This is a genomic window from Coleofasciculus sp. F4-SAH-05, from assembly GCF_040222985.1.
Taxonomy (GTDB): Bacteria; Cyanobacteriota; Cyanobacteriia; order Cyanobacteriales; family Coleofasciculaceae; genus Coleofasciculus; species Coleofasciculus chthonoplastes.
Window position 1 is genome coordinate 61243 of record NZ_JAVKBY010000063.1, and the last position, 23881, is coordinate 85123.

At 44.4% G+C, this 23881-nt stretch carries 22 protein-coding genes and 1 pseudogene; 13 read left to right on the forward strand and 10 right to left on the reverse strand.

What is annotated here, in order from left to right; genetic code table 11:
- Positions 1–72: 72 nt before the first annotated feature.
- Entirely contained in the window at positions 73–1359 is a 1287-nt protein-coding gene (locus RIG27_RS07785; RefSeq protein WP_446343955.1) for a glycosyltransferase family 4 protein, read from the reverse strand.
- Between the two features lie 626 nt (positions 1360–1985).
- On the opposite strand from RIG27_RS07785, the gene RIG27_RS07790 reads away from it, so the two are divergent.
- The 3 genes from RIG27_RS07790 to RIG27_RS07800 all read left to right on the forward strand — a co-directional run bounded on the left by RIG27_RS07790 (position 1986) and on the right by RIG27_RS07800 (position 5521).
- Entirely contained in the window at positions 1986–2780 is a 795-nt protein-coding gene (locus RIG27_RS07790) for an LEVG family PEP-CTERM protein (protein WP_446343957.1), read from the forward strand.
- 739 nt (positions 2781–3519) lie between these two features.
- Positions 3520–4266: an LEVG family PEP-CTERM protein gene (locus RIG27_RS07795; protein ID WP_446343959.1), complete on the forward strand. Its 747-nt coding sequence runs from the start codon at positions 3520–3522 to the stop codon at positions 4264–4266.
- 499 nt (positions 4267–4765) lie between these two features.
- Positions 4766–5521, forward strand: a complete 756-nt coding sequence (locus RIG27_RS07800) for a VWA domain-containing protein (protein WP_446343961.1) — start codon at positions 4766–4768, stop codon at positions 5519–5521.
- Positions 5522–5630: 109 nt separating this feature from the next.
- On the opposite strand, the gene bchM is transcribed toward RIG27_RS07800, so the two are convergent.
- Together bchM and nagA are read right to left on the reverse strand one after the other, a co-directional pair.
- Positions 5631–6323 (reverse strand): magnesium protoporphyrin IX methyltransferase, encoded by a 693-nt coding sequence (bchM, locus tag RIG27_RS07805; RefSeq protein ID WP_446342506.1) that lies wholly within the window; start codon positions 6321–6323, stop codon positions 5631–5633.
- Between the two features lie 181 nt (positions 6324–6504).
- Entirely contained in the window at positions 6505–7668 is a 1164-nt protein-coding gene (nagA, locus tag RIG27_RS07810) for an N-acetylglucosamine-6-phosphate deacetylase (protein ID WP_446343963.1), read from the reverse strand.
- Positions 7669–7801: 133 nt separating this feature from the next.
- On the opposite strand from nagA, the gene purE reads away from it, so the two are divergent.
- The 5 genes from purE to RIG27_RS07835 all read left to right on the forward strand — a co-directional run bounded on the left by purE (position 7802) and on the right by RIG27_RS07835 (position 13039).
- Positions 7802–8332: a 5-(carboxyamino)imidazole ribonucleotide mutase gene (gene purE / locus RIG27_RS07815; RefSeq protein ID WP_446343965.1), complete on the forward strand. Its 531-nt coding sequence runs from the start codon at positions 7802–7804 to the stop codon at positions 8330–8332.
- A gap of 682 nt (positions 8333–9014) precedes the next feature.
- Positions 9015–10568 (forward strand): ammonium transporter, encoded by a 1554-nt coding sequence (locus tag RIG27_RS07820; protein ID WP_446343967.1) that lies wholly within the window; start codon positions 9015–9017, stop codon positions 10566–10568.
- Positions 10569–10720: 152 nt separating this feature from the next.
- Complete coding sequence (locus tag RIG27_RS07825; protein ID WP_446344000.1) at positions 10721–11554, forward strand: GDSL-type esterase/lipase family protein; 834 nt, start codon at positions 10721–10723, stop codon at positions 11552–11554.
- Positions 11532–11702 (forward strand): hypothetical protein, encoded by a 171-nt coding sequence (locus RIG27_RS07830; RefSeq protein ID WP_446343969.1) that lies wholly within the window; start codon positions 11532–11534, stop codon positions 11700–11702. Before RIG27_RS07825 ends, RIG27_RS07830 begins: the two co-directional genes overlap by 23 nt.
- 128 nt (positions 11703–11830) lie before the next feature.
- The gene (locus RIG27_RS07835) at positions 11831–13039 is read left to right on the forward strand and encodes a 4-hydroxy-3-methylbut-2-enyl diphosphate reductase (RefSeq protein ID WP_446343971.1); all 1209 of its coding nucleotides are present in this window, start codon (positions 11831–11833) and stop codon (positions 13037–13039) included.
- An 88-nt stretch (positions 13040–13127) separates the two neighbouring features.
- Here the strand turns inward: RIG27_RS07835 and RIG27_RS07840 are convergent, their stop codons facing one another.
- Together RIG27_RS07840 and RIG27_RS07845 are read right to left on the reverse strand one after the other, a co-directional pair.
- Complete coding sequence (locus tag RIG27_RS07840) at positions 13128–13919, reverse strand: glutathione S-transferase family protein (RefSeq protein ID WP_446342401.1); 792 nt, start codon at positions 13917–13919, stop codon at positions 13128–13130.
- Positions 13920–14017: 98 nt separating this feature from the next.
- Positions 14018–14794 carry an MBL fold metallo-hydrolase gene (locus RIG27_RS07845; protein ID WP_446343973.1) on the reverse strand — a complete coding sequence of 259 codons (777 nt, stop codon included), beginning with the start codon at positions 14792–14794 and terminating at the stop codon, positions 14018–14020.
- A gap of 15 nt (positions 14795–14809) precedes the next feature.
- On the opposite strand from RIG27_RS07845, the gene RIG27_RS07850 reads away from it, so the two are divergent.
- Both RIG27_RS07850 and RIG27_RS07855 read left to right on the forward strand, forming a co-directional pair.
- On the forward strand, positions 14810–15007 hold the full coding sequence (locus RIG27_RS07850; protein WP_446343975.1) for a hypothetical protein: 198 nt from the start codon (positions 14810–14812) through the stop codon (positions 15005–15007).
- 202 nt (positions 15008–15209) lie between these two features.
- Positions 15210–15452 carry a hypothetical protein gene (locus tag RIG27_RS07855; RefSeq protein WP_446343977.1) on the forward strand — a complete coding sequence of 81 codons (243 nt, stop codon included), beginning with the start codon at positions 15210–15212 and terminating at the stop codon, positions 15450–15452.
- A 515-nt stretch (positions 15453–15967) separates the two neighbouring features.
- Here RIG27_RS07855 and RIG27_RS07860 read toward each other — a convergent pair.
- Both RIG27_RS07860 and RIG27_RS07865 read right to left on the reverse strand, forming a co-directional pair.
- Positions 15968–16651, reverse strand: coding sequence for a carbonic anhydrase (locus RIG27_RS07860; RefSeq protein ID WP_446343979.1), 684 nt, complete (start codon positions 16649–16651; stop codon positions 15968–15970).
- 80 nt (positions 16652–16731) lie between these two features.
- A complete protein-coding gene (locus RIG27_RS07865) occupies positions 16732–16869 on the reverse strand; it encodes a hypothetical protein (RefSeq protein WP_446343981.1) in 138 nt (45 codons plus the stop codon).
- Positions 16870–17057: 188 nt separating this feature from the next.
- Here RIG27_RS07865 and RIG27_RS07870 point away from each other — a divergent pair, with 188 nt between their 5' ends.
- Positions 17058–17225 carry a hypothetical protein gene (locus tag RIG27_RS07870; protein ID WP_446343983.1) on the forward strand — a complete coding sequence of 56 codons (168 nt, stop codon included), beginning with the start codon at positions 17058–17060 and terminating at the stop codon, positions 17223–17225.
- A gap of 205 nt (positions 17226–17430) precedes the next feature.
- Here RIG27_RS07870 and RIG27_RS07875 read toward each other — a convergent pair whose 3' ends face one another.
- Together RIG27_RS07875 and RIG27_RS07880 are read right to left on the reverse strand one after the other, a co-directional pair.
- A complete protein-coding gene (locus RIG27_RS07875; RefSeq protein WP_446343985.1) occupies positions 17431–18762 on the reverse strand; it encodes an ATP-binding protein in 1332 nt (443 codons plus the stop codon).
- Positions 18763–19011: 249 nt separating this feature from the next.
- Positions 19012–20082 (reverse strand): diguanylate cyclase domain-containing protein, encoded by a 1071-nt coding sequence (locus RIG27_RS07880; protein WP_446343987.1) that lies wholly within the window; start codon positions 20080–20082, stop codon positions 19012–19014.
- 426 nt (positions 20083–20508) lie between these two features.
- Here RIG27_RS07880 and mnmA point away from each other — a divergent pair, with 426 nt between their 5' ends.
- Positions 20509–21573, forward strand: coding sequence for a tRNA 2-thiouridine(34) synthase MnmA (gene mnmA / locus RIG27_RS07885; protein WP_446343989.1), 1065 nt, complete (start codon positions 20509–20511; stop codon positions 21571–21573).
- 543 nt (positions 21574–22116) lie between these two features.
- Positions 22117–23289 (forward strand): sulfate adenylyltransferase, encoded by a 1173-nt coding sequence (sat, locus tag RIG27_RS07890; protein WP_446342502.1) that lies wholly within the window; start codon positions 22117–22119, stop codon positions 23287–23289.
- Between the two features lie 308 nt (positions 23290–23597).
- Here the strand turns inward: sat and RIG27_RS07895 are convergent.
- Positions 23598–23762 (reverse strand): annotated as a pseudogene (locus tag RIG27_RS07895) (UDP-glucose--tetrahydrobiopterin glucosyltransferase); the annotation flags it as partial.
- Positions 23763–23881: the final 119 nt, after the last annotated feature.

A 23881-nucleotide genomic window follows, 5' to 3' on the forward strand; every position in this document is an offset into this window, starting at 1 on the left:
AGGCTATATTTCAGTGCCATTCAACTTAAAGTTTGCTTAGATAACTAAACACAAATCATAACTTTATCTGCATTATTTATCCCGGCTCCTTTTCTCACTAATCATTTGTTCATAAATTTCGACTATCTCAATGGCTTTACGTTCCCAGGTAAACTGTCTAGCTCGCTCAATCGACTTAACTGACATAGATTCTCGGAGTTGATCATCTTCAACTAAGATTTGAATTTTATGAGTTAGCTCCTGGGTCAAATACTCAGGCGAAATTGGCTCGATTTTGAACCCTGTTTCTTCAGTGACATATTCACCAATACCACCATAATTGGCGACAATGCAAGGCAGCCCATTTGCCATAGCTTCTAGGACAACAGCACCTCCAAATTCTCGGATAGAGGGAAAGCAAAAAATATTAGCTTGTCGATAATACTCAAGGGTTTGGGATTGAGGCACCCAACCCGTAAATTTAACAATATCCCTTAACCCCAGTTTCTGTACAAGTTTTTCCAGTAAAACTTTTTCTGAACCATCTCCGACAATAGTCAAGTCAATTTTATTTTGAATAGTTTGATTTAATCGGCTCAGAGATTTAATGACAATATCTGCACATTTGTAAGGGACTAATCTACCGACAAAAAGCAAATGAACTTTAGAGTCTCGTTTGGGCGGCTTTTGTGTCAATACAAAATTGGAGTCAATTCCATTTTCAAAAAATAAGCTAATTCGAGAATCGGGGAGATTAAATAAACGTTTTAACAGATTTAATGTATACGTTGATCCTGCTAATATTCTGTCTGCTTTTTTATAGGTTTCTCTATAGCCAGGAATTAAAAATCGACCTATCACCTTCAATATATTTAGGTAAGCAAATTCTTCTCTAGCTTTTTCCCTAAATCCTGGGGGAAAAGGAATACCCCCATTGACAGGTCCAAGTAGAAAGGGAGTAGAGTGACATACTTTAACTATTTTGTAGGGATACCTAGGTATCATTGGGGTTATCGCATGTACAATATCGTAATCACCGTTGAGTATTTTTGCTTTAAACTGACGATACACTTTGGAATTAAACTCTGCATAAATTGGATAAATTAAACTATTGTATAGGGGCCAATTGACTTTAGTCTTATAGACTAAGTTTTCTACCAGACTATAGTAGGACTTTAATAACTTCATTTCGCGTATATAAATGACGTTATTGTGAGCGGACATTTGTTTAAAATGTTCTTCATTTCTATCATGGGTTACTAGGGTTACATCAACTAATTTGCTAATTTCTTGAAAATAGTTATAACCTTCCAACGGGACAGACTGCCAAGCTGGATTACATTGCTCTATTAAAAGTAAAACTTTAATTTGATTTTTCATGGTAAGCAAATATCAATTATTTATTATTCTCTCATTAGTTAAATGAAAAGTAAATTTTACCTAGTCAAATATTCTTAGAGTTAATTGATTTTGATAATTTGCTTACTGTCTGTCTGTAAATATACAAATGAGTTAGTATTATACCCAATAAATTCTCAAAATTCTATTATTATTGATTAATGTAAAAAAATGCAACATATAAACATTTATTTGTAAAGGATTGTAAAAGAATGCGATCGTATATTTATATACTGACTGATATAAAGTTGCGTTGTGTAGTGCCGCTCTGAGCGAAGCGCTCCGCTCAGCATAACGGATTCTACATTAGACTGTAGACTGCAACTTACGTATAGTGTTTACAGATGATTTGTGTATAGCCAAAGCACTGAAAGCCTTATTTGGGAAGGGTTGCTTGTTTACATCTCAAATGAAAACGCTATATGAGTTGAGTGTGTTTAAGGCATTCTTCACCAAGTCTTTACGCCAGCTTCACACTAAATTTATTGAAACTTTATAGACAACGGCTCAGATAGGGTTATTATTTAGTTAGTGAATAAACAACCAACCCGGTCTGTTTAAGTATCGCTAGAAACTAGGTCAATCTACTTATATCAGGAAATAACATCATGAAATCTCTCTCAACTCTTTTCCGCCATTCCGCTACCGTCGCCTCGCTAATTGCTGCCTCTACAGTAACGGCAGGTCTCATGGCTCCTTCAGCTTCTGCGATTGAATTGCTTCCTCCGCAAGATCTGGAAACGGAAATTAATGTGGGTGTTACAGGCAGTGAAAGTGGTTGCCTTGATGCTACCAAATGTATAGATCCTAGTTTTCTTCCTTGGATAGCAAGTATAGAGAGCTTAGTAGATGACAGTAGTGGGACGAAGAGTCGTTTATTTATTGATATCCTAGGAAACGAAACAGTTTATGATGGTGGTACTCTAGGTATAGCAGACCTGAAGGCAAAGGATCGCGGTACGACCCCATCAGGAGCGTGGTTCCGTCCCTCCGAAACAAATGCTGATGGTTCTGTTGGAGAAGAACAGGGACAATTAGAAGTTGGGACTTACGAATTTAAGTTTACCAAGCTAATCCCGGAACTAACCATTAAGTATTTCGACACCGAGACTTCTGGCACAACTGGCGTTCCTAATTTCTTCGCTGAAGCTTTAACGGATGGAATGTTGATCTCCGGCGACAATCCCGTTCCCCTCGGAGAAGATGGTAACCTTTATTACCAAACCTGGAAAGATGTTAGCGAAATTACCTTAAAGTTGGGTAAAGATACGGCAGGCACAGGTGACGGCGTTGACTTCCAGTTAGAAACTGTACCCGAACCAGGAACCGTCTTGGGTTTAGGCGCCTTGGCTATGGCAGGTGCTTTAGGCTTACGCAAGCGCAACAAAAAGTCTGATGTCTAAATTGGTTCAACAGGTGCTGAAGTTCTCAGCCTTTAGCACCTGAATCCGGATTGTGTTAGAGCGGTCATCCTCTCTATTACTACATCTTTGGCAAAAAACAGTAATATAAGTTACAAAATACCTCATTTTATCGAGAGACGTGACCTGTCGCGTCTCTACTCTTTTTTTCACCACCAACAACCATTACTCGATAGACTATACCCAATCCGGGTTAGCCACCCCCTTTATAATCCAAGTCCGCTCTCGTCGGACTTTGTTTGTGTGGTTCCGCGATTTTAATCGCCGTAGCAAAAGGGGGTTACTTTGTGATTCCCTCTGTTAAAGCTTCAGGAAGAGGAACACTGGGGGGGGATAAAAGTAAGTTTGTGGAGTTATTGCGGCTGTCATCAACGAGATTAGACACCCTGAGCGGAAAATTAACACAAGATTTACATTAACTTCATAAAAATTCGCTAAATTTTATCAAAACTTTATAGAAAAACACCAAGTTTAACGCTACTATTTGTTTAGGCAAAAAAATCATGGGTGCTAAAAGCAACATTTTCCATCTATAAATTGCCCATAGCTTGATTTGCTAACCAGCAATTGATAGAGAATAAAAAAGCAATAATCTATTCTCTTATAGCAGAGGCATTCATGGATCTAAATGGGCTTAATTATGGGTAAATTGCTGACCCTAATCAGTCATCATCAAGCCCTAGCATTGGGTTAATCTACTTTTTTTTCAGGAAATAACTTCATGAAATCTATTTCAACTCTTTTGGGCAATTGTGCTACCGTTGCCTCGCTGATTGCCGCATCTACAGTAACTGTAGGACTTGTGTCTCCTTCGGCTTCTGCTTCTTCCTTGGTTCCTCTACAGGAAGGCGAAGTTGAGCTTGTGAATATTGGTGATTTTACCCCTTCGGGTCTAGTTGGTCCAGCGGTTACGCTTCCTGAGCTAATCGCAAGTGTAGAGAGTTTAGCGAATCCAGACGGCACATTTAGCCGTCTATTTGTTGATGACCTCTCCACTGCTAATGACTATGGCATTGTCCAGCTCCAAGCCGGAGACGTGGGTACAGTTCCTCCAGGATTTTGGTATCGTCCCTCGGAAGTAGAGGAAGAAAATGGGCAACTAGAAGTCGGTACGTTCAAGTTTGTGTTCACTGAAATTATTCCCCAACTAACTGTTCGATATTTCGATACCGAGTCTTCTGACACAACTGGTGTTCTTCCATTCTTCGCTGATGCTGACACAGACGGAACGTTGCTCTTCGGCGAAAATCCTGTTCCCGCAGGAGAAGATGGAAATATCTATACCCAAACTTGGCAAGATGTTAGCTTCATTACCTTAAAGTTGGGTAAAGATACGGCAGGCACAGGTGACGGCGTTGACTTCCAGTTAGAAACTGTACCCGAACCAGGAACCGTCTTGGGTTTAGGCGCCTTGGCTATGGCAGGTGCTTTAGGCTTACGCAAACGCAACAAAAAGTCTGATGTCTAAATTGGTTCAACAGCTACGACGAGCTTAAAACTTTAGCTCCTGAACAAATCATTCGTTAACTCCACTATTAGAATAAAACTAAAGGAATTCTAGGGATTCGAGATGTCATCTCCAATCCCTTTTTGGTTGTCCCTGTAGCCTGTTGCCTTTGTCTACCATCGTGAGTTTCACATCTCAAATCATACCAAATCCGGCATACCTAACCCTGTTATGTCCAGATTGTAGAGACTAGGCATGTCTAGTCTCTACAGGGTTTTGGCGATTTACCCAAAAAGGGGGTGGCGTTCCCCGGATTTTGTATCAAAAGGCTATAGGTTATATGTGATATCTAGAGTACACTTAACAATTCTTAATCCCATCTGGCTCAACCTGCGGACTGTAGGGACTTTAGATGTCTATTTATAATTGGGTAGCAAAAACCCTTAAACTATTGGTATCGGGTCTCTCGGCAAAATGCCCCAACAAAACAAGGGCTACGACGCCGAGCGCTCCACCTATTGTGCATCAAGCAACGATTATTGAAACCCAAAATCAGGGTGTTATTCAAAAAGGGGATTCTATGCCAAGTAAAAAACTTTTTAACCGAGATGTTTTCATGCTCATCGACCAAAGTGGGTCAATGGTGAGACGAGATCCAGAATTTAATAATAATATTCGCTGGAAAGTTTTACCAGAAGTCATTGAAGGACACGTCTATCGCATTCTCAATGAAACCAGTCTGGATGAGGACAAGGTTTGTGAGGAAATTGCCCTAACCTTTTTTAGTCCTAATCGCCCCTGTGACAAAATAATCTACATTGAAGATACGGCTCAGGTTCCTAGTGTCTTTGATGAAAATCAACCCGATAGTAGCACGTTTATAACGCCAACCCTTGAGCAAGTGATTAATCAATGGTTTGCTAATCGTGAGGCGAATCGGGAAGCGTTTATTATCATTTACACAGATGGTCAGTTTGATGACCGAGATAAGTTTTTGAACTTGATTCAGACCACCAGTGCCAGATTGAAAAGTCAGGATGAACTAAAAATTGTGATTATCGGGTTTGGGAGTGAATTGAATCCCAAGTTCTATCTGGAACTGGATAAAAATGTTAGAGGATTCACCGATTCTAAGGGATTGGATTGCAATATTGTAGTTTTTGACTTGTTAAGTAAGATGCCCAATATTATCGAGCTACTAAATCGCCAGCTTGAAAATCCAGCCGCCGGTTTACCGATGTGGGCTAAGGAACAATATCCGGATTTGTTTGCTTGAAAATAGTTTGTAGTGAGAACTTTAGTTCTCTAACGTCTAGCTGGACAGGGCTAAAGCCCTCACTACGAACCCAATCTATTGCACGAAATATTGTACTCCTACAGGTCGCTTAATCTGAATTTCGCGTTGCTTCTAAGAGGTAAGAAAAGTAAAACTGGGTACTAGTCATTTCCGTGCGTTGAATGGAAAAGCCGTTACGCTCCAATATTTTGATAATATCAGTTCTACGGTGTAGATAGGCACGAGTGGTTTTAGAAGGACCGGGAAATAACTCGCCAATTTTTTTGAGCAAACTGTATACAAAGTTTTTGGGAGCAAAGCTAAGAATTAAGCGCGACTCGGCTAGACAAGCAAGATGGGAGATCATCTGATCAGCTTTATCTTGGGGATAATGAATCAGCACATCCAGACAAATAACCGTGTGATAACTCCCGCTCAAGTCTTCCAAATCCTGTACGGCAAAGCTAAGATTGTCAGTATTATCCAAGCTAGCGCCTGCTTTGTCTTTGGCTTCACCGACCATTTTTTCTGAGATATCACTGGCAAAGACTTTCGCACCTGCTTCAGCTAGGGGAATGCTGAGACTTCCCACACCGCAACCAGCGTCACAGATGGATAACTCGGCTAAATTGCCATCAGCCTTGAGCCAGCTTAGGACAGTATCGACGGTTTGCTGGTGTCCGTTACGGATATCCAGTTGGACTTTATTGACCTCGCCCTCGCCATAAATTCGCCGCCAACGGTCAAATCCGGTGGCGTTGAAATAGTCTTTAACTACGGTTTTATCATCAACGGTGTTCATAGAGTCAGGTTGGATGGAGGAGTTAGGACGATTAATTACTTTACCATGAGCTAGGGGGGTTACTGCCATCATGTCTTTCTCAAGAAACATCAGCCAGAGGGCAAAAGGCAGAGAAGTTCTAAAACATGATGAGACATTTGATTAACGTAATGTTCTCATAAAATGGAAATAGAATGTAAACCTAACACCTATTGAATTGTAAACGCTGCCAACTCAATTTTGATGTGTCCTCATGCCAATGCCAACGCAACAAATTAGCAGGTTGTCCTACCCCAATTCCTGGTAAACCGATCGCGTGTCGAGGGGACTCCGTTGCTAAGGCGATCGCACTCTCGATTTCACACAGTCCCCACTCTACCAAATTCTGCACTCCCACTAATAACGGTAAGGTGGTTCCCGCTAATGTGCCATCCGCTAACCGTGCTGTACCCTGTTTCACTTCAATCTGACGCTCATCCCAAGGATAAATCCCATCGCCTAATCCTAACGGCGCTAATGCATCACTGACGAGAAATAATCCTGCCTCATACCCACTCGCTTGCAGTAGAATCTGTAACATTGTCGGACAAACGTGTTGTCCATCGGCAATCACCCCAGAGCGCACTTGAGGATGAGTGATGGCTGCACCCAGTAATCCGGGTTGCCGATGGTGTAATCCCGGCATCGCATTAAAAGCGTGAGTCACCATTGAAGCACCTAAGGCAAAGGCTTCCTCCGCTTCAGCCGCCGTTGCTTGGGAATGACCTAAACTTACGGTAATTCCTAATGAACGCAAATAACTAATTGCCTCACCTGTCTCGTCTAATTCCGGCGCTAGGGTCATCACTTTAACCAGTTTGCCATAATCCCCCAAAACTTGCTTGACATTTTCTAAATTTAATGGTAATAAATATTCCTGAGGATGCGCTCCTCGCTTCTGAGGATGTAGAAAAGGTCCCTCTAAATGCACCCCCAAGATTTGCGCCATGCCTGCCTGATCGGAAGCGGTGGTTAAAAAATCTGCAATCACCGCCAGGGATTGTTGAATTTTCTCAATCGAGGTGGTTACCAAGGTGGGTAAAAAGCCATCAATCCCCTGATTCCCTAGAAATTGGCAAATCTGTTGTAATTTCTGGCTATCCCCCAGAGTTAAATCCGGAAACGCCAAACCCAGCGCCCCATTAATCTGTAAATCGACCCCAGCTAAGGAGAGCCGATCGCCTGTAACATCGATATTAGCGCCATTTTGAGCCAGATCAGCCATGGGTGCGATCGCGGAAATTTTTCCCTCAGCATCAACCCTGACTTGTTGCAATCCTTGATAACCTGGCACTCGTGCATTAATAATAATCATGTTCTTTATCATTAATCCTATGTCATTGTGTTATAGCAGAAGGCAGGAGGCAGGAGGCAGAAGGCAGAAGGCAGAAGGCAGAAGGCAGGAGGCAGAAGGGTTTTTAAAGAATGACCAATGACAAAGGACAAAGGACAAAGGACCAATGACCAATGACCAAGGACAAATTGGTATTATCATGGGTAGCGATTCCGACTTGCCCACGATGCAGGGTGCGATCGCAATTTGTGAAGAGTTCGATGTTTCCTGTGAAGTCGCGATCGTTTCCGCGCACCGAACGCCTCAACGCATGGTAGACTATGCCCAAACCGCTCATCAGCGTGGACTCAAGGTAATTATCGCCGGAGCTGGAGGAGCGGCTCATCTACCCGGTATGGTAGCGTCTCTGACCCCCCTACCCGTCATCGGCGTTCCAGTTACCAGCCGCCATTTACAAGGGGTGGATTCTCTCTACTCGATTGTGCAAATGCCAGCCGGAATCCCTGTCGCAACGGTAGCCATTGGCAATGCTAAAAATGCTGGGTTGTTAGCTGTGCAGATTTTGGCATCTGGGCAACCTAAATTACTGGAACGAGTGCAACAGTATCGCCAGAGTTTAACCCAATCCGTTATGGATAAACAAGCAGCACTAGACAAGTTAGGGTATCAGCAATACCTGTCACAAATGCAAAAGTAAGTAGGTAGGGATAGTTAACGTTAACGGTGGTGATCGTCATTCATCATTCGTCTTATGTCATTCGTCCAAGAAATTTTTCTTAATTAAGAACGTATTTGAGAGAGAGAATCTCTCATCTTTACTCGAATCTTAATTCTTGTCAAATAAACAGGCTTAAGCACAATCAAAAAGTCAGTTCGCGCTCTCAGCGCAAATAGTCAACTCAGGCTACCAAGCTGGTGACGGGTTGACCCAAGTCTTGATGACAAAAGCTCCTAGCTCAGTGGCGACTGCAATAATTTTTAAAGACTCTCCCGGCAAAAAGGTATATTTTGTTACAGAAATATCGAGTCAAAAAATCGAATATTTGGGAATTTCGTACAGATTAATGAACTCAGTTATTGTGAACAATAGAGGCTCTTGACTATCTGGCAACTTATTTGTAGTGTTTTGTTTAACGTAGACAAGCTCACTAACCAAACTCCCGATTCCTTAATCAGGCAGCAATGTTATAAGCTGTCACGTAAACCAAAGAAAATAGGCACAGAGTTCTGTCATACTTAGGTACTTACCCCTCTTCTAAGTCCGACTTCCAATGACTTTATTGAATCGCCGAGAAAACCCCGTCGCCTTGTGCGCTCTGATGAGATGCGGGGCGAACGGAGGTACGGAGTTCGCCAAACTACCCACTTACTTAACTAAAATGATGTCTAGACGAACATTCGAGAAAACTTTCGACCGAAAAAAGTCTCCCCCAAAAACTAGACAAGTTGATTTACCCGGTGTTTCCCCCTCCTTTTTGGATTCTCCCTATTTTGACCCATTGAAAACCATAGCCAGATCCTTTTCTCCCTACTGGCTTGCTTGTATTCCGCTAACAGCAATTATTGTCGTGGTTTGGAATACAGCAGCCGTTGCCCAATCTGACACCGTTGATGCGGATGCCGTTGCCCAACTCCAGGGAACCTTAAACGCCATCTGGGTGTTAATTGCTGCGATTTTAGTCATCTTCATGAATGCCGGATTCGGGATGCTAGAAACCGGATTCTGTCGTCAGAAAAATGCGGTTAATATTCTCGCCAAAAACCTGATTGTCTTTGCCCTAGCAACCATTGCATTTTGGGCGATTGGGTTTTCGTTCATGTTTGGTGCAGGAGGTGGATTTCTTGGTTTAGGTGGATTTTTCTTAAGTAGCACCGATCCGGGTACTTATGGACTTGATCCATTTCCTACAGGCTTACCCATATCTGTATATTTCCTGTTCCAAGCTGCCTTCGCTGGCACCGCTGCTACTATTGTTTCCGGTGCGGTTGCTGAACGGATTAGGTTTCTTGACTTTCTGATTTTCAGTCTTCTGATCACCGGAATCTCCTACCCCACTACCGGACATTGGATCTGGGGTGGTGGCTGGCTAGGAGAAATGGGCTTTTCCGACTTTGCTGGCTCAACTGTAGTTCACTCAGTAGGTGGTTGGGCTGCACTAATGGGAGCTGCTTTTCTCGGACCCCGTGAAGGGAAATATAGAGACGGTCAAATCAATGCCATTCCCGGTCACAATATGAGTATTGCTACACTGGGATGCTTGATTCTGTGGATCGGCTGGTTTGGGTTTAATCCTGGCTCCGAACTAGCAGCGAATGAAAATGTGCCGTATATTGCTGTAACAACTAACCTCGCTGCGGCGGCTGGCGGTATTTCTGCCACGATTACCTCTTGGACAAAAGACGGTAAACCTGACCTTTCGATGATTATCAACGGTATCTTAGCCGGCTTAGTGGCAATCACCGCCCCCTGTAACAATGTCAGCTATCTGTCAGCGATCATCATTGGTTTGATTGCGGGGATTATCGTAGTTTTTGCAGTGTCCTTCTTTGACAATATCCATATTGATGACCCCGTAGGTGCAATTTCCGTTCACTTAGTGAATGGGATTTGGGGAACCATTGCCGTTGGTTTATTTGACATAGATGGAGGTCTTTTCGTCGGTGGTGGTGCAAATCAACTGGGTGTTCAACTCCTGGGTATCCTCTGTGTAGGCGGTTTCACCGTTGTGTTTAGTTCCGTTGTTTGGCTAGCCCTGAAAGCGACTTTGGGACTCCGAGTACACGCCGAAGAAGAAATCCACGGCTTGGATATCAGTGAACACGGGATGGAAGCCTACAGTGGATTTGTTAAGGAATCGGATGTGTTGACCAGTAGCTCTTTTGGTAGCGTCAGTGGTAGTACAGCTGACATTCCTCGCGGATCGGAAGTTTAATTGGAGCGCTTCAGGTTCGGGACGCTAGTTAATTGATCAATACCATCCTGTAGGGGCAATTCATGAATTGCCCCTTTGTCATGGTTTTTGTGATCGGCAAAAGTGGAATAGGACTACAATCTGATGAGAGAGCCGATGCTGAATCTAGACAAGTGTCCACAACCTCGAAAAGCTTTCCAATTTGGGCGGTTTTCTCCCTCGCTGTCAATGGCTTACTGGTGCTAGCGATCGCGGGGGTAGTGCTGCGCCAATACCAAGGAGCTATCCCTTCTGCGGTTAGCCAGTCTCTAGCCACTGATGCAACTCCAGAAGCAACTCCTACCCCTGTACCCGAACTCGGACCCCGCCACCAGTTCAATTACCAGCAGTGGGTGGCGCTGCTGGAGCAAGAAGCTGAGGTGATGGTGGAGCAGAAGCCAGAGGATTTAGCCATACTCCTGGGAGATTCCATCAGTCTCTGGTTTCCCAATGAAATGCTACCCAGCCAACGAACTTGGCTGAACCAGGGAATTTCTGGCGAAACGACAGCCGGATTGCTGAATCGCTTGGATGTGTTGGATCAAACCCAGCCGGATATCATCTTTTTGATGATTGGCATCAACGACATCATTCGAGGCGTCACAGATGAGACGATTTTAGCCAACCAACGGCTGATTATTCGCTACCTACGGCGCAATCATCCCCAAGCCAAAATTATTGTCCAATCGATTTTGCCCCATAGTGGGGAAAACGCCACCTGGGAAGGGCGCGATCGCCTCTTGGAAATCCCCAACAGTCGTATTTTAGAGATTAATCAGCGATTGCAAGCGATCGCGGAGTCAGAAGATGCCATTTACCTGGATCTCTATCCCCTATTCGCCGATACTGAGGGCAATCTAAACATGGAATTGAGTACCGACGGTTTGCACCTAAATCCTCAAGGCTACTTAATTTGGCACTATGCCCTACAAGTTACGGATCAACTTGTTCTCGATAGCGGTTTGTGACGAGGGATGGGGTAAGGGAGATGGGGAAGGTGAGGGAGATGGGGAAGCTGGGGGAGATAGGGGAGATGGGGGAGATAGGGGAGATGGGGGAGATGGAAAGTCTGTTGTAGGGGCGGGTTTTACTGCTAACGTTTGCTTTGCACCCTGATATAACTAAACCCGCCCCGACTTGACCAATGACGAACGATGAATAACAAATGACAACTGACTCACCGGATTCATTTTATGATCGAAAGGAATTAAGAATTGTATACACTCATCTGCTAAACAAGTTTCATGGATACAAAAGCCTTCAAACGTTCACTCCATAGTTCAGAAAACTATCACCGTAAGGGATTTGGTCACGATGCTGAGGTGGCGATTCAGCTTCAATCTGAATATCAAAGCAGCTTGATTCAAGAAATCCGCGATAATAACTATCGACTCAAACGGGGAAATGTGACCATTCACCTGGCAGAGGCATTTGGCTTTTGCTGGGGTGTGGAACGCGCTGTGGCTATGGCGTATGAAACTCGCCAACATTTTCCTACCGAGCGCATCTGGATGACAAATGAAATTATTCACAATCCCTCCGTCAACCAGCACCTACAGAATATGAACGTCAACTTTGTTCCCGTTGAGGACGGAACAAAAGACTTTTCCATCGTTGGTGCGGGTGATGTGGTAATTTTACCCGCCTTTGGTGCCAGCGTTCAGGAAATGCAACTGCTCAATGATAAAAACTGTAAGATTGTCGATACCACCTGTCCTTGGGTGTCTAAAGTGTGGCATACGGTGGAGAAGCATAAGAAGAAAGAATGCACCTCCATTATCCACGGCAAATATAAGCACGAAGAAACCATCGCCACCAGTTCCTTTGCTGGGAAATATTTGGTGGTGCTGAATCTACAAGAAGCCGAGTATGTCGCCGACTATATCCTCAATGGTGGCAATCGGGACGAGTTTTTGGCAAAATTCAGCCGCGCCACGTCCGAAGGATTTGACCCAGAGCGGGATTTGGAGCATGTTGGCATCGCTAACCAAACCACCATGCTCAAAAGCGAAACCGAGCAAATTGGTAAGCTGTTTGAGCGGACGATGATGAAAAAATATGGTCCGGTTCAGCTAAATCAGCATTTCCAGAGTTTTAACACCATCTGCGATGCCACTCAAGAGCGGCAGGATGCGATGTTGGAGTTGGTGGAAGAACGGTTAGATTTAATGGTTGTGATTGGTGGTTTTAATTCATCCAATACAACGCAACTGCAACAAATTGCCATTGAACGGAAAATTCCCTCTTATCACATCGATAGCGCTGAGCGAATTGGTCCGGGGAATCGGATTGATCACAAGGTACTGCATCAAGATATGACGGTGACGGAAAATTGGCTTCCAGATGGTGAAATTGTTGTCGGTGTAACGTCTGGAGCATCTACACCCGATAAGGTGGTTGAAGATGTCATTGAGAAGATTTTTGAGTTGAAAGCCACTGCGGTAGCTGTTTGATTTTGGTTCGTTGAGTAAGGGCATGGTAGTGCCATGCCCTTAAATCACTGACGTTTATCTTACACAGGGGTTTGGGGATGGGAGGATGTCACTCAATCTCAATAGAGGTTGGTTGCGAATCGCTGGTTCCCGTTGTGGTCAATGGCGTGCGATACTCAGCATAGAGGCGATCGCGCCAGTCGAAGAAGGTTTGATACATGCTACTATCGGCTAAACCAGGAATACCTTTCCCGTTCAGGGAGTCAGGCAAATCCAGATAGGAACCTTCGGGAAATTTCAGCAGTAAACTCACCCCAGCCACGGCAAAATCAGCTAAACAGGGACTGTCTGTGACCAGATAGGGGCGATCGGACAAAATTAAGCTGAGGGCTTCTAAGTCTTGCTTCAGGCTGTCTCTGGCGTCTTTGAGGGCGTCTGCACTGCAACCGAAACCAATCCCCAAAACCTCAAACACTTCTGCGGGAACACCGCCCAGAACGGTTTTGAAAAAATCTGGCGTATCGTTGGGTAAGACTGATGTACGATAGCTGGAATTGTGACTTAATGCCCCATAGAAGACTTTGCGACTTTTGACACCAATGGACTCATCCGCCCATTCTTCCATCAGCAAGCATTGGGCACGTTGGTGAGGATCGGTGGGAATTAGGGGCTTGTCGGGATACTTGCGATCTAAGTACATCGCGATCGCAGTCGAATCAGCAATGACGGTATCTCCATCTTTGAGAACCGGGACTTGCCGTTGACCCGATAGGCGATACAAGTCTAGCTGTCCGATTCCTGGAGTGACTTCAATTTTGCGATAGGCTAGCCCTTTGTAATCTAGAATCAGCCGCACTTTTTCCGAAAACTGCGACATCTCAAATTGATACAGTTCCAACATGATTTATCTCCTTGGTCATTTGTCCTTGGTCATTTGTCCTTGGTCATTGGTGATTGCTTAAGTTGAACCTATAACTCAGGACAAGACTATGCAAAATACTAAGCCATTTGAGGTGTCAGGTTAAGTTCCAGCGCTTCTTTTGGCTGAGGATCAATCACCTGAGTGGATAGGTTGTGCTGTGCCAGTTGCGATCGCAACTCCTCCAGACTACCAACCTGATTCAACAGGGAATCTAGTACTCCCTCATATTCAACTCCACCTCCGGCGGCTGTGGGTAGAAACACTTGGGGTTGCAACCATTGTGCCAGTTGCAGTGCGGTACGATGACCTTGGATAATCGGTCCTAGCAAAGGCAATTCCAACGTCACCACGGGACTAATCACCACATCGATGGGAGCATAGTCTTTTAACTGATCAGGTGGATACCCATGAGGTTCATAATAGAGACTGGTGCCACTCTCTAACTGTTTAATCAGATAGGCGTTTTCCTGCAAAAAAGGACCAATCGGTGCCCCTGGTAAGGCGCGGATTTCAATTTGGTCAGCGAGGGTGAAGGTTTGACCAAAGCCTAACGCCGTCACCTGAGTATAGCCCAACTCTTTCACCACCGTGGCGGCATTCTCTGAACCCACGACGGGAATCGTCTTATCCAGCTTTTCTAGAGTGGGTCTGTGGGCGTGATCCTCTAGTCCCTGGGACAACAGAATCAAGTCTATCTGATCAGGAAGTGCATCCAAGGCTGGAGGTTTGTCGCCTTTGAACAACCAGGGAAGATTGCTAAAGACTAAGGAATCCACAAGCCAGGGATCAATCAGGATGTGTTTTTGCCCAAGTTCGAGTAGCCAGCTATTGGCGCCGAAGTAGGTTAGGTGCATGGCAGTCCGACTATAGTGTCATCTCTCCCAATTGTAAAGTTTCTTAAAGTTTCTGCCCGTTGTCTAGGGGAAGATGGGGGAGATGGGGAAGATGGGGGAGATGGGGAAGATGGGGGAGATGGGGAAGATGGGGAAGATGGGGAAGATGGGGAAGATGGGGAAGATGGGGGAGATGGGGGAGATGGGGGAGATGGGGAAACGAATGACGAATGACAAATGACGAATAACGAATGTTAGGGTAGAAACGAATACAGGGAAATCTACCAAAAGCTAGTAGGAACTGTTGAGCATTTAAACCCTACCGTAGGGTGGGCATTGCCCACCAATCCTAAGTCAGTATCATTCATCGATACTCAATGTCCATGTATGACAGCTTCCCGAAATTTCTATCCGAGAATTAATTAGCTGATTTTCCATGTCAACCTTAATTGAAAAATTACTCGCAGCAGGCTGGTGTTATGAAAGCAATCGACCCAGCCATAATCATGAAAAGACCGAAATCTATAAAGATTGGGAAATTATTACCTATCCGGAATTGGCATTGCATTATTTGCCAACTGGAGAATATTTTATTGGTTCAACTAATCCCAGCTTAGGGTCAAAAGTCTCCCAAGCTAAAATCGGCGTTATTAAAGCGTTGATTGATTCATCAGACTAGAATCACACCTTGTAAGATAGCGGTGAAATCGACAAATCGACACCAGTCGCCAAATCGCTGAAACCCTATATTTTATGTCGAGTGGTGTCGATGACTTACGGGGATAGGGTTTGCGGGCTGTGTTAGGTTCAATTTTTGGGCAGATGGCGTATATTTTATCAGTGGTGTCGATTCGGTGGACTTCGGCGTGAGCGCTCAGTCGAACGCTGAAACCCAGTCTCGGTAAGGCTCCCTGAGCGAACTGTTCCCACTCGCTGGGAAAACAAGTTGAATGTAAACCTTTCCCCTTTTGCTGTTGAGTAAGAGGGGATTCAATTTATAGAAACCCTAAGGGCACGGCAATGCCGTGCCCCTACCTGATTTCATGTCCTTTTTCCTGATCAAATTGGGACTGGTTGTAACAACCAGAAACACTTAAAAATAAACGATTTGCCTGCGTCAATGGTAAAATATATCCCACTGACAAAGGACAAATAACCAATGACGAATGACAAAGGACAAATGACCAATGACAATTAATAAGACCCTTTAAAAATACGCTCTTGCTGTTCTGGCGTAATCCAAGTCGCTCTAGCAAACTGAGTTCTCGGAGGTACAAACTGACCTTGAACTGGGTTATATTCCATAACTTCTCCCGATTCAATCTCATACACCCAAGCATGAAGTTGTAATTTCCCAGCTTTGAGTCGAGACTGAATTACCGGATACGTGCGTAAATTTTCTAATTGGTTAAGAACATTCTCTTGAATAGACACATTAAGCAGGTCTTCCCCTTCGTAGCTTTGATAATGTTCCTTAATAATTCGCCGCGTCGCTTCCGCGTGTTTGAGCCATTCGTAAACCATTGGCATTTCCTCTTCCAGCTTACTGAGTTTCAGCAATCCTTTCATCGCACCGCAATGGGAATGACCACAAACAATCACATCTTCAATACCTAACGCATGAATAGCATACTCAACGGCTGCACCTTCTCCGCCGTTCGTCGCCCCATAAGGGGGAATAATGTTACCCGCATTACGGATAATAAACATTTCACCTGGTTTGGTTTGGGTCATCAGATTGGGATCAATGCGAGAGTCTGAGCAAGTAATAAACAGAACTCGCGGATGTTGTCCTTGAGAAAGTAACTCAAATAGCTCCCGGTGAGCTGTAAAGTAATTGGTCTGGAACTCATGCAGACCCTGAATTAACTGTTTCATCGATTAACCTTTCCACAAGACAAGGGGACATCATTGTCTATGATCCCACACAAGCGTAAGCTGTCACGCATTTAATTTGATCATTGAGGCTGACAGGGCGATGGGGGAGATAGGGTAGATGGGGAAAACGAATGACAAATGACCAATGACCAATAACAATATTTGCTATATAGCAGCAAATCTGGTGCATCGACTGAAATGACAATCAATCGCAACAACTGTCATGTCTGTACCCATTTATTTCTCGGCGCTAGCGAAAATTTTGATTAAGGCGAGGTATGTTAACCCTCAGCAGATGGAGGAAGCGATCGCGCTCTTTTTACAATAGAGTGAATCTGTCTTCCAAGAGTTTACTGCAAAAGGCTCACGACGTACAACTCAATCATCCTACCAACGTGCCTCTATTTTGATTGAGATTCTCGAATCCCTCACCGAATCTCAAATTCCATCGCATTTGCGGTGTCAACAGCCTAAATCTGAGCAACTCGAACAACAACTGGAAAATCTGACTCGTCAGTATCAACAGTTAAAACAAGAGTTGCGCGGGTTTCACTACTATCTTTTCGGTAACTAAACCCGCCCAGACTCAGGTTTCTAGACTTTCCATAAAAATTAGGGCAGAAGAGGATTGAGTAAAGGGCGACCCGATCAAATTGAATAGATACCGTTGTTTATTGGTGCAGCGGGTCGCCCCTACGCGGCTATTTATGGAAACATAAATGACTAAATTATTCAAGGGTTTGGTAATGTGCAGGAAGCGCCGGATGCTCATATAATGACTACTCTAACGGCAAGAAAATTTCAAAGGTTGTACCTTCCCCTAACTGCGAATGCATTAACAACTTACCGCCATGTTTCTCAGTTACAATTTGATGAGTAATTGCTAACCCTAACCCGGTTCCTTTTCCGACTGGCTTAGTCGTGAAAAATGTCTCAAATATCCGCTCTTGAATATTGGGTGCTATTCCTGAACCATTATCACTAATTTGTACCCAAACCCAGTCCCTTTTATCCTGTTGAACCAGGCGAGTGTTAATCTCAATCTGAGGCTGCCATGAGCCAGAGCCATTCCCTGCTTTTTCTTTCTTTTCATTCAGCGCATCAATGGCATTGCTAATTAGATTCATGAAAACCTGACTAAGCTGACCGGATGAACAACTTACTAGCGGCAAATCGGCATAATTTTTAAAGATTTTAATTCCTTTTTTAAGTCGATTATTTAAAATAATTAATGTACTTTCAATGCACTCATGAATATTCGCAGGCTGATGACTTGACTCATCCGTATGTGAGAAGCTTTGTAGACTACCAACAATTTTGGTTAATCGTTCTGAGCCTAATTTCATACTTTTCAGGATTTTCGGTAAATCCTCTAAGATAAAATCGAGTTCATAATCTTCTTTGAGTTGACTTAAATCTTCTGATGGTTGGGGAACTTCTGCGGCGTATGCAGTTAATAGCTCAATTAACTTGGCACAATAATCGTCTAAGAATTCAAAATTTCCGCTAATACACCCGACTGGATTCTTAATTTCATGAGCAATCCCAGCAACCATTTGCCCCAAACTTGCCATTTTTTCTGTTTGAATCATTTGAGCTTGAGTTTGCTCGTGCAAAAGCTGGGTGGTGAGTTCCTGAATTTGCGACTGAGCCACGAGTAATTGATGCACGTCTAGCAAGCGATAGGTTCCTGACTCGAGTTCTACAATAATTGGTTCGTAGACGAATTTCGGTGTACGCTGAAGTGAACGACGAGCCGCATCAACTATTTTTGTATCTCCTGTGAGGATTAAAACATCTGCACTGACGAAGCGGTATAAGGAGTGCAGGGGACGTTTTAAGAACAGTTCTAATCCATAAGGACTGCTCATTTGTTCTAAAAACTGCCTTCGGGAAATCATCCCGATAAGTTTTCTATGTTGGGTTAGAATAACTCCAGGTAATAGCGGATTTAATTGAAACGATTGAGCTACGTCTCTACCGGGTTGAACTGATTCCACCTGAAAGTGATAAAGATTGAGTTCTCGGATGGTAGAATCCAACGTTAGATGAGCAGTCTTGGCTTGGGGCAAAACGCATAATTCGGGGTGAAAGTCTTGGAGAGAAACCATAAAACTATAAAATTAAACCTCTAATTTGTATATAAACTCACAACTCAGCTATTTGTCATTTGGTTTTTAAAATGATTTAATAGTTGGTTTGTACAAAATATTGTAGAAAATGAAGATGCCCTGAAACGTTAATATCGTTTTAAGAAACGATTAAAGTTTAATAAAGACTTAGCTAACACGGAAAATCGATCCAATTTAAGTAGAGAATCCCTGGTATAAACTAGAGACGGTTGAAGTTATCCGTTAGAATTAATGCCAATGAGTATGAACAACCACGCGATCGCGTCCGGCTGATTTAGCTTGATATAATGCAGCATCGGCGGCTGCGGTCAAGGTTGTTGGTGATTGTCGTGGATTAGGAATGGTACTAGCGACACCAATACTCAAGGTAACCCGTTGACTCACTAAAGAGGTTGCATGAGGAATGTTTAAAGTCCGCACCGCTTCTCCAATCGCTTGAGCCACCTGAGTTGCACCATCGAGAGGAGTCAGGGGTAAAATGACCACAAATTCTTCACCCCCATAACGCGCTACTAAATCTGCGGGTCGCTTAACTTGACGCTGGATAGCCGATGCAACTTCTCGTAAACAGTCATCACCCGCCTGATGACCGTAAGTATCGTTGTAGTATTTGAAACAATCGACATCGCACATAATTAGCGACAGCCAAGAGTTTCCCACACAATGTTGTTGCCAGCAGGTTTGTAAATAGTCATCAAATCGCCGCCGATTGGCAACTCTGGTTAAACCATCCGACTTTGCAAGTTCCTCTAATTGCAGGTTGGCGACTTCTAACTCCTGATAAAGCTGCTTGAGTAACCGGGTGGCTAGTTCGTGAATATACAACTGAGCCACTAATAATTGATAGGCGTCCAATAGGCGGTAGGTTTGGGTGGTTAACTCCACAGCGATTGGTTCATAGAGTAAGGCTGAAGGACGTTCTAAACAATGCCGTGCTGCTGTAACAATTTGGGTATCCCCGGTTAAGACTAACACCTCGGTCTGGGCAAAACGATACAATGATTTGAGTGGTCGCCGCAAAAAGAGTTCCAGTCCATAGGGACTGCTCATCTGTTCCAGAAACCGTCGCCGCGAAAGTATACCCATAAATCTCCCCTGTTCAACTAAAATAACTCCTGGCAAGACAGGATTTTGTTGGAAGAGCTCAGCCACTTCCTCTCCAGGTTGAGACGCTTCAAATTGAAAATTATAGAGAGGTAATTCTTGCAGCGTCGCATTTACACTCAATTGTTTTATCTCTGGGTAAGATGTCTCAAGTTGCGTAGATGACTGTTGTATAGAATACATCGATGAATCCATAAAGGTTCTCTCTTCTCTATAGCAACTGTTAAAGTTAGGATTTTAACACGGATTTGCCAAGAGTTTGGATTTAAATTATACAGTTTTGGGCAATAGATTTAAATTAAGTTAAGCCAATAAAACAAAGTTAAGATTGGGTTATTAAAAAGTAATCAGTAGAAGGCTAAAAGGGTAGCAAGTAGGTTGGGTCGAGGTACGAGACCCAAGGCAACAAAGATAACCATGGTAGAAGGGTAAGATTAGTATTGTAGTGAACTACAGGTATGCCAGCCGAACAACACAACCCGGTTTAATTTTGTTAGCTTTCCTAGGTCAACCCAACCGACAACGGTGAAAGCTGAATTAGGTTCCCCCAAACCAAATAGCCGATGGGGATGTTAGCCTAGATCAACAATTGATGTTTCAAAAGGATTATCCATTGATGTCATGAATAAAATCGTCGTCGGTCTATCCGGTGGAGTTGATAGTTCAGTTGCCGCCGCTACCCTACATCATCAAGGCTATGAAGTCGCTGGTCTGACCCTGTGGTTAATGAAAGGCAAGGGTCAATGTTGTTCTGAGGGAATGGTCGATGCGGCGTTTATTTGTGAGCAACTGGGCATTCCTCATCATATTGTGGATAGTCGTGAGGTTTTTCAGGCAAATATCGTCGATTATCTGGTTTCGGGGTATGAATCGGGCATCACGCCCTTACCTTGTTCTCAGTGCAACAAAACCGTTAAATTTGGTCCGATGCTCGCTTATGCGCGGGAGACGTTAGGCATTGATAAAATTGCCACGGGTCACTATGCACGGATTCGCTATGATGCTAAGAGCGATCGCTATCAGTTGCTGCGGGCGATAGACTCGAATAAAGACCAGTCTTATTTCCTGTACGACTTAACCCAAGACTTACTCGCCGCTTCAATATTTCCCTTGGGCGAACTCCAGAAGACGCAAACGCGACAACTGGCGGCTGAGTATCAGTTAAAGACGGCACAGAAGCCAGAAAGTCAGGACTTGTGTTTGGTTGAGTCCCATGGTTCAATGCGGAAGTTTCTGGATCAGTATATTTCCCAAACCACAGGAGATATTGTAGATACGAATGGTAAAGTCTTAGGTCAGCATCAAGGAATTCACCATTACACGATTGGACAACGCAAAGGAATCGGCATTGCTGCGCCGGAACCGTTATACGTGGTGGCAATTGATGCTGGGGCGAATCGAGTCATTGTTGGCGATCGCGCTAGTGCAACTCAACCTGATTGTACCGTGGGGCGAGTCAATTGGGTATCGATTCATCCGCCAACCCGTCCGATTCAGGCGTCGGTGCAGGTGCGGTATCGCAGTCATCCAGTGGATGTGACAGTCATTCCCCTAGACGGGAATCGGATGAAACTGATTTTTGATCAGCCGCAGTTTAGCATTACTCCCGGACAAGCCGCCGTCTTATATGAGGGGGAAATGCTGCTAGGCGGCGGAATTATTGAACGAAAGCAGGATTCAGTGTAGAGACGTGCCATGGCACGTCTGGGATATGGGGAGTTGTTCTGTAGTGGCTTGGCAATGGTTTAATCTGTCCATGAGTAGGCTGGGTTTCGTTCCTCAATCCAGCAAATTCTCTGAGGAGCGTAGCCTTAAACCAAGGGTACGGCAATGCCGTACCCCTACGGGAGAATTGATTGGGTAGGGACACGATACCATCGTGTCCTGATTTAGGCTATAGGCTCCATTGTCATCGGTAAAAACTATATCAGAGACAGGGTGCGATCGCGATTTCTCTGATCTTGGTCTGAAAGGCTTAATGAAGAGGTTATAGGCAGGCACATTTTTCCATGGTGATAAGTGTACCAGAAAATCTGGCGATCGCGTCCAAGAGGGAACAGGGAACAGTAAAGAATGTCCTAACCTGTCTTAGTACCGCTATAACTGGGTAAGCTGGACGAATGACAAATGACAAATGACAAATGACGAACAACAAATGACGAATAATTGCCCAGAACCCATAAAGCAGATTATTTTAGAGGTGCAGTTGATGCAAGAAAGGAAAAGACATTGAGTAAGCATTCGGATGGAATCGCCCCTCATGGGGGTCAACTTATCAATCGCATTGCCTCAGAACAACAGCGATCAGAATTTTTGGAGAAAGCGGATTCCCTACTCAGGGTGCAACTTGATGCCTGGGCAGCATCTGATCTAGACTTAATCGCGATCGGTGGATTTAGCCCCTTGACCGGGTTTATGGAGCAAGCGGATTATGAGTCAGTTGTGGATAATATGCGTCTGGCGAATGGTTTACCTTGGTCTATCCCAGTTACCTTATCAGTTGATGAGGACGTTGCTGAACCGTTAAAGGAAGGCAGCTTAGTGCGTCTGGATGACCAGGATGGGCGCTTTGTCGGCGTTTTAGAACTCACGCAAAAATATCGCTATGACAAAAAGCGGGAAGCGATGAATGTTTACCGCACGGATGAGGAAAAGCATCCGGGTGTCAAGGTGGTTTATAACCAAGGAGACGTGAATCTAGCCGGTCCAGTTTGGTTATTGCAACGGTATCCCCATCCTCTGTTTCCTAAGTATCAAATTGATCCGGCTCAATCTCGGACGTTGTTTAAAGAACGGGGATGGAAAACTGTGGTGGGTTTCCAAACCCGAAATCCCATCCACCGAGCGCATGAATATATCATTAAATGTGCTTTGGAAATAGTTGATGGTTTATTCCTGCATCCCTTAGTGGGTGCAACCAAAAGCGATGACATCCCCGCCGATGTGCGGATGCGTTGCTATGAAATTATGATGGATAACTATTTCCCCCGAAACCAGGTAATTTTAGCGATTAACCCAGCCGCGATGCGTTATGCGGGTCCAAGGGAAGCGATTTTTCACGCGATCGTGCGTAAGAATTATGGTTGTACTCACTTTATTGTGGGGCGCGATCATGCGGGTGTGGGTGACTATTATGGCACCTACGATGCTCAGCATATCTTTGAAGAGTTTGAGCCGGATGAGTTGGGGATTATGCCCCTGAAATTTGAACACGCCTTTTACTGCGAAGTGACGGAGACAATGGCAACAGCTAAAACAAGTCCCAGCACTCCAGATCAACGAATTCACTTATCAGGAACTAAGGTAAGGGAACTGTTGCGTAAAGGTGAGTTACCTCCGCCGCAGTTTTCTCGACCTTTAGTCGCGGCGGAATTGGCGAAGGCGATGAAGGTGGAAGATTGACATCCTCCAAGTTCCTGAAGTTCCCCCAGCCAAAAACTCGAAACTGCTTCATCGTGAGACTTTCCGTGATTTTTTAGACGTTCGGCGAGCGCTCAGTCGAGCCGCCCCTCTACTTGTGTACAATCGCTGAAATGTTGATTTAGCTGGGGTTTCAACCGATATCTTCTCTATATATATTGCGAGAATAGCGCGTTGGCGGAGCCTGTTCCTACAGAACGTATCGCGCTATTCTCGCAAAAATTACATAGTGTACAACCACTGCTCCACGCGATCGCACATCGCCTGCGTCGAGTATTTGGCTTCGGCTTGTAGTCCTGATTTTGCAGCACTCCCATAATTTTCAGGGGAATCCCCGTCATCTGAGACGCCGCCACTGCATCCTCTAGCCCCTTTTCTGGAGCAATTCGCCCCACCCATCCGATCCACGGTTCTGGTCCTGGACAAAAATTATAGCATGATAAATCAATACCATTTTAACCTGATGCCCGCGTCTGACTAAATCACTGGCAATATTCCGCAACGTTAATTCCACACCGCCCGTCAATCCTGAACCCAAAGAACCCACAGGACTAGACATCAGCAGTAATTTTAG

Excerpts from the sequence above, each read along its gene's own strand:
- mnmA (WP_446343989.1), top strand. The coding sequence starts at position 20,509 with ATGAATAAAATCGTCGTCGGTCTATCCGGTGGAGTTGATAGTTCAGTT.
- RIG27_RS07855 (WP_446343977.1), top strand. The coding sequence starts at position 15,210 with ATGTCAACCTTAATTGAAAAATTACTCGCAGCAGGCTGGTGTTATGAA.
- RIG27_RS07790 (WP_446343957.1), top strand. The coding sequence starts at position 1,986 with ATGAAATCTCTCTCAACTCTTTTCCGCCATTCCGCTACCGTCGCCTCG.
- RIG27_RS07860 (WP_446343979.1), bottom strand. The coding sequence starts at position 16,651 with ATGAAACAGTTAATTCAGGGTCTGCATGAGTTCCAGACCAATTACTTT.
- RIG27_RS07820 (WP_446343967.1), top strand. The coding sequence starts at position 9,015 with ATGATGTCTAGACGAACATTCGAGAAAACTTTCGACCGAAAAAAGTCT.
- RIG27_RS07880 (WP_446343987.1), bottom strand. The coding sequence starts at position 20,082 with ATGGATTCATCGATGTATTCTATACAACAGTCATCTACGCAACTTGAG.
- nagA (WP_446343963.1), bottom strand. The coding sequence starts at position 7,668 with ATGATAAAGAACATGATTATTATTAATGCACGAGTGCCAGGTTATCAA.
- RIG27_RS07785 (WP_446343955.1), bottom strand. The coding sequence starts at position 1,359 with ATGAAAAATCAAATTAAAGTTTTACTTTTAATAGAGCAATGTAATCCA.
- RIG27_RS07875 (WP_446343985.1), bottom strand. The coding sequence starts at position 18,762 with ATGGTTTCTCTCCAAGACTTTCACCCCGAATTATGCGTTTTGCCCCAA.
- RIG27_RS07845 (WP_446343973.1), bottom strand. The coding sequence starts at position 14,794 with ATGCACCTAACCTACTTCGGCGCCAATAGCTGGCTACTCGAACTTGGG.
- RIG27_RS07795 (WP_446343959.1), top strand. The coding sequence starts at position 3,520 with ATGAAATCTATTTCAACTCTTTTGGGCAATTGTGCTACCGTTGCCTCG.
- purE (WP_446343965.1), top strand. The coding sequence starts at position 7,802 with ATGACCAATGACCAAGGACAAATTGGTATTATCATGGGTAGCGATTCC.
- bchM (WP_446342506.1), bottom strand. The coding sequence starts at position 6,323 with ATGAACACCGTTGATGATAAAACCGTAGTTAAAGACTATTTCAACGCC.
- RIG27_RS07835 (WP_446343971.1), top strand. The coding sequence starts at position 11,831 with ATGGATACAAAAGCCTTCAAACGTTCACTCCATAGTTCAGAAAACTAT.
- RIG27_RS07840 (WP_446342401.1), bottom strand. The coding sequence starts at position 13,919 with ATGTTGGAACTGTATCAATTTGAGATGTCGCAGTTTTCGGAAAAAGTG.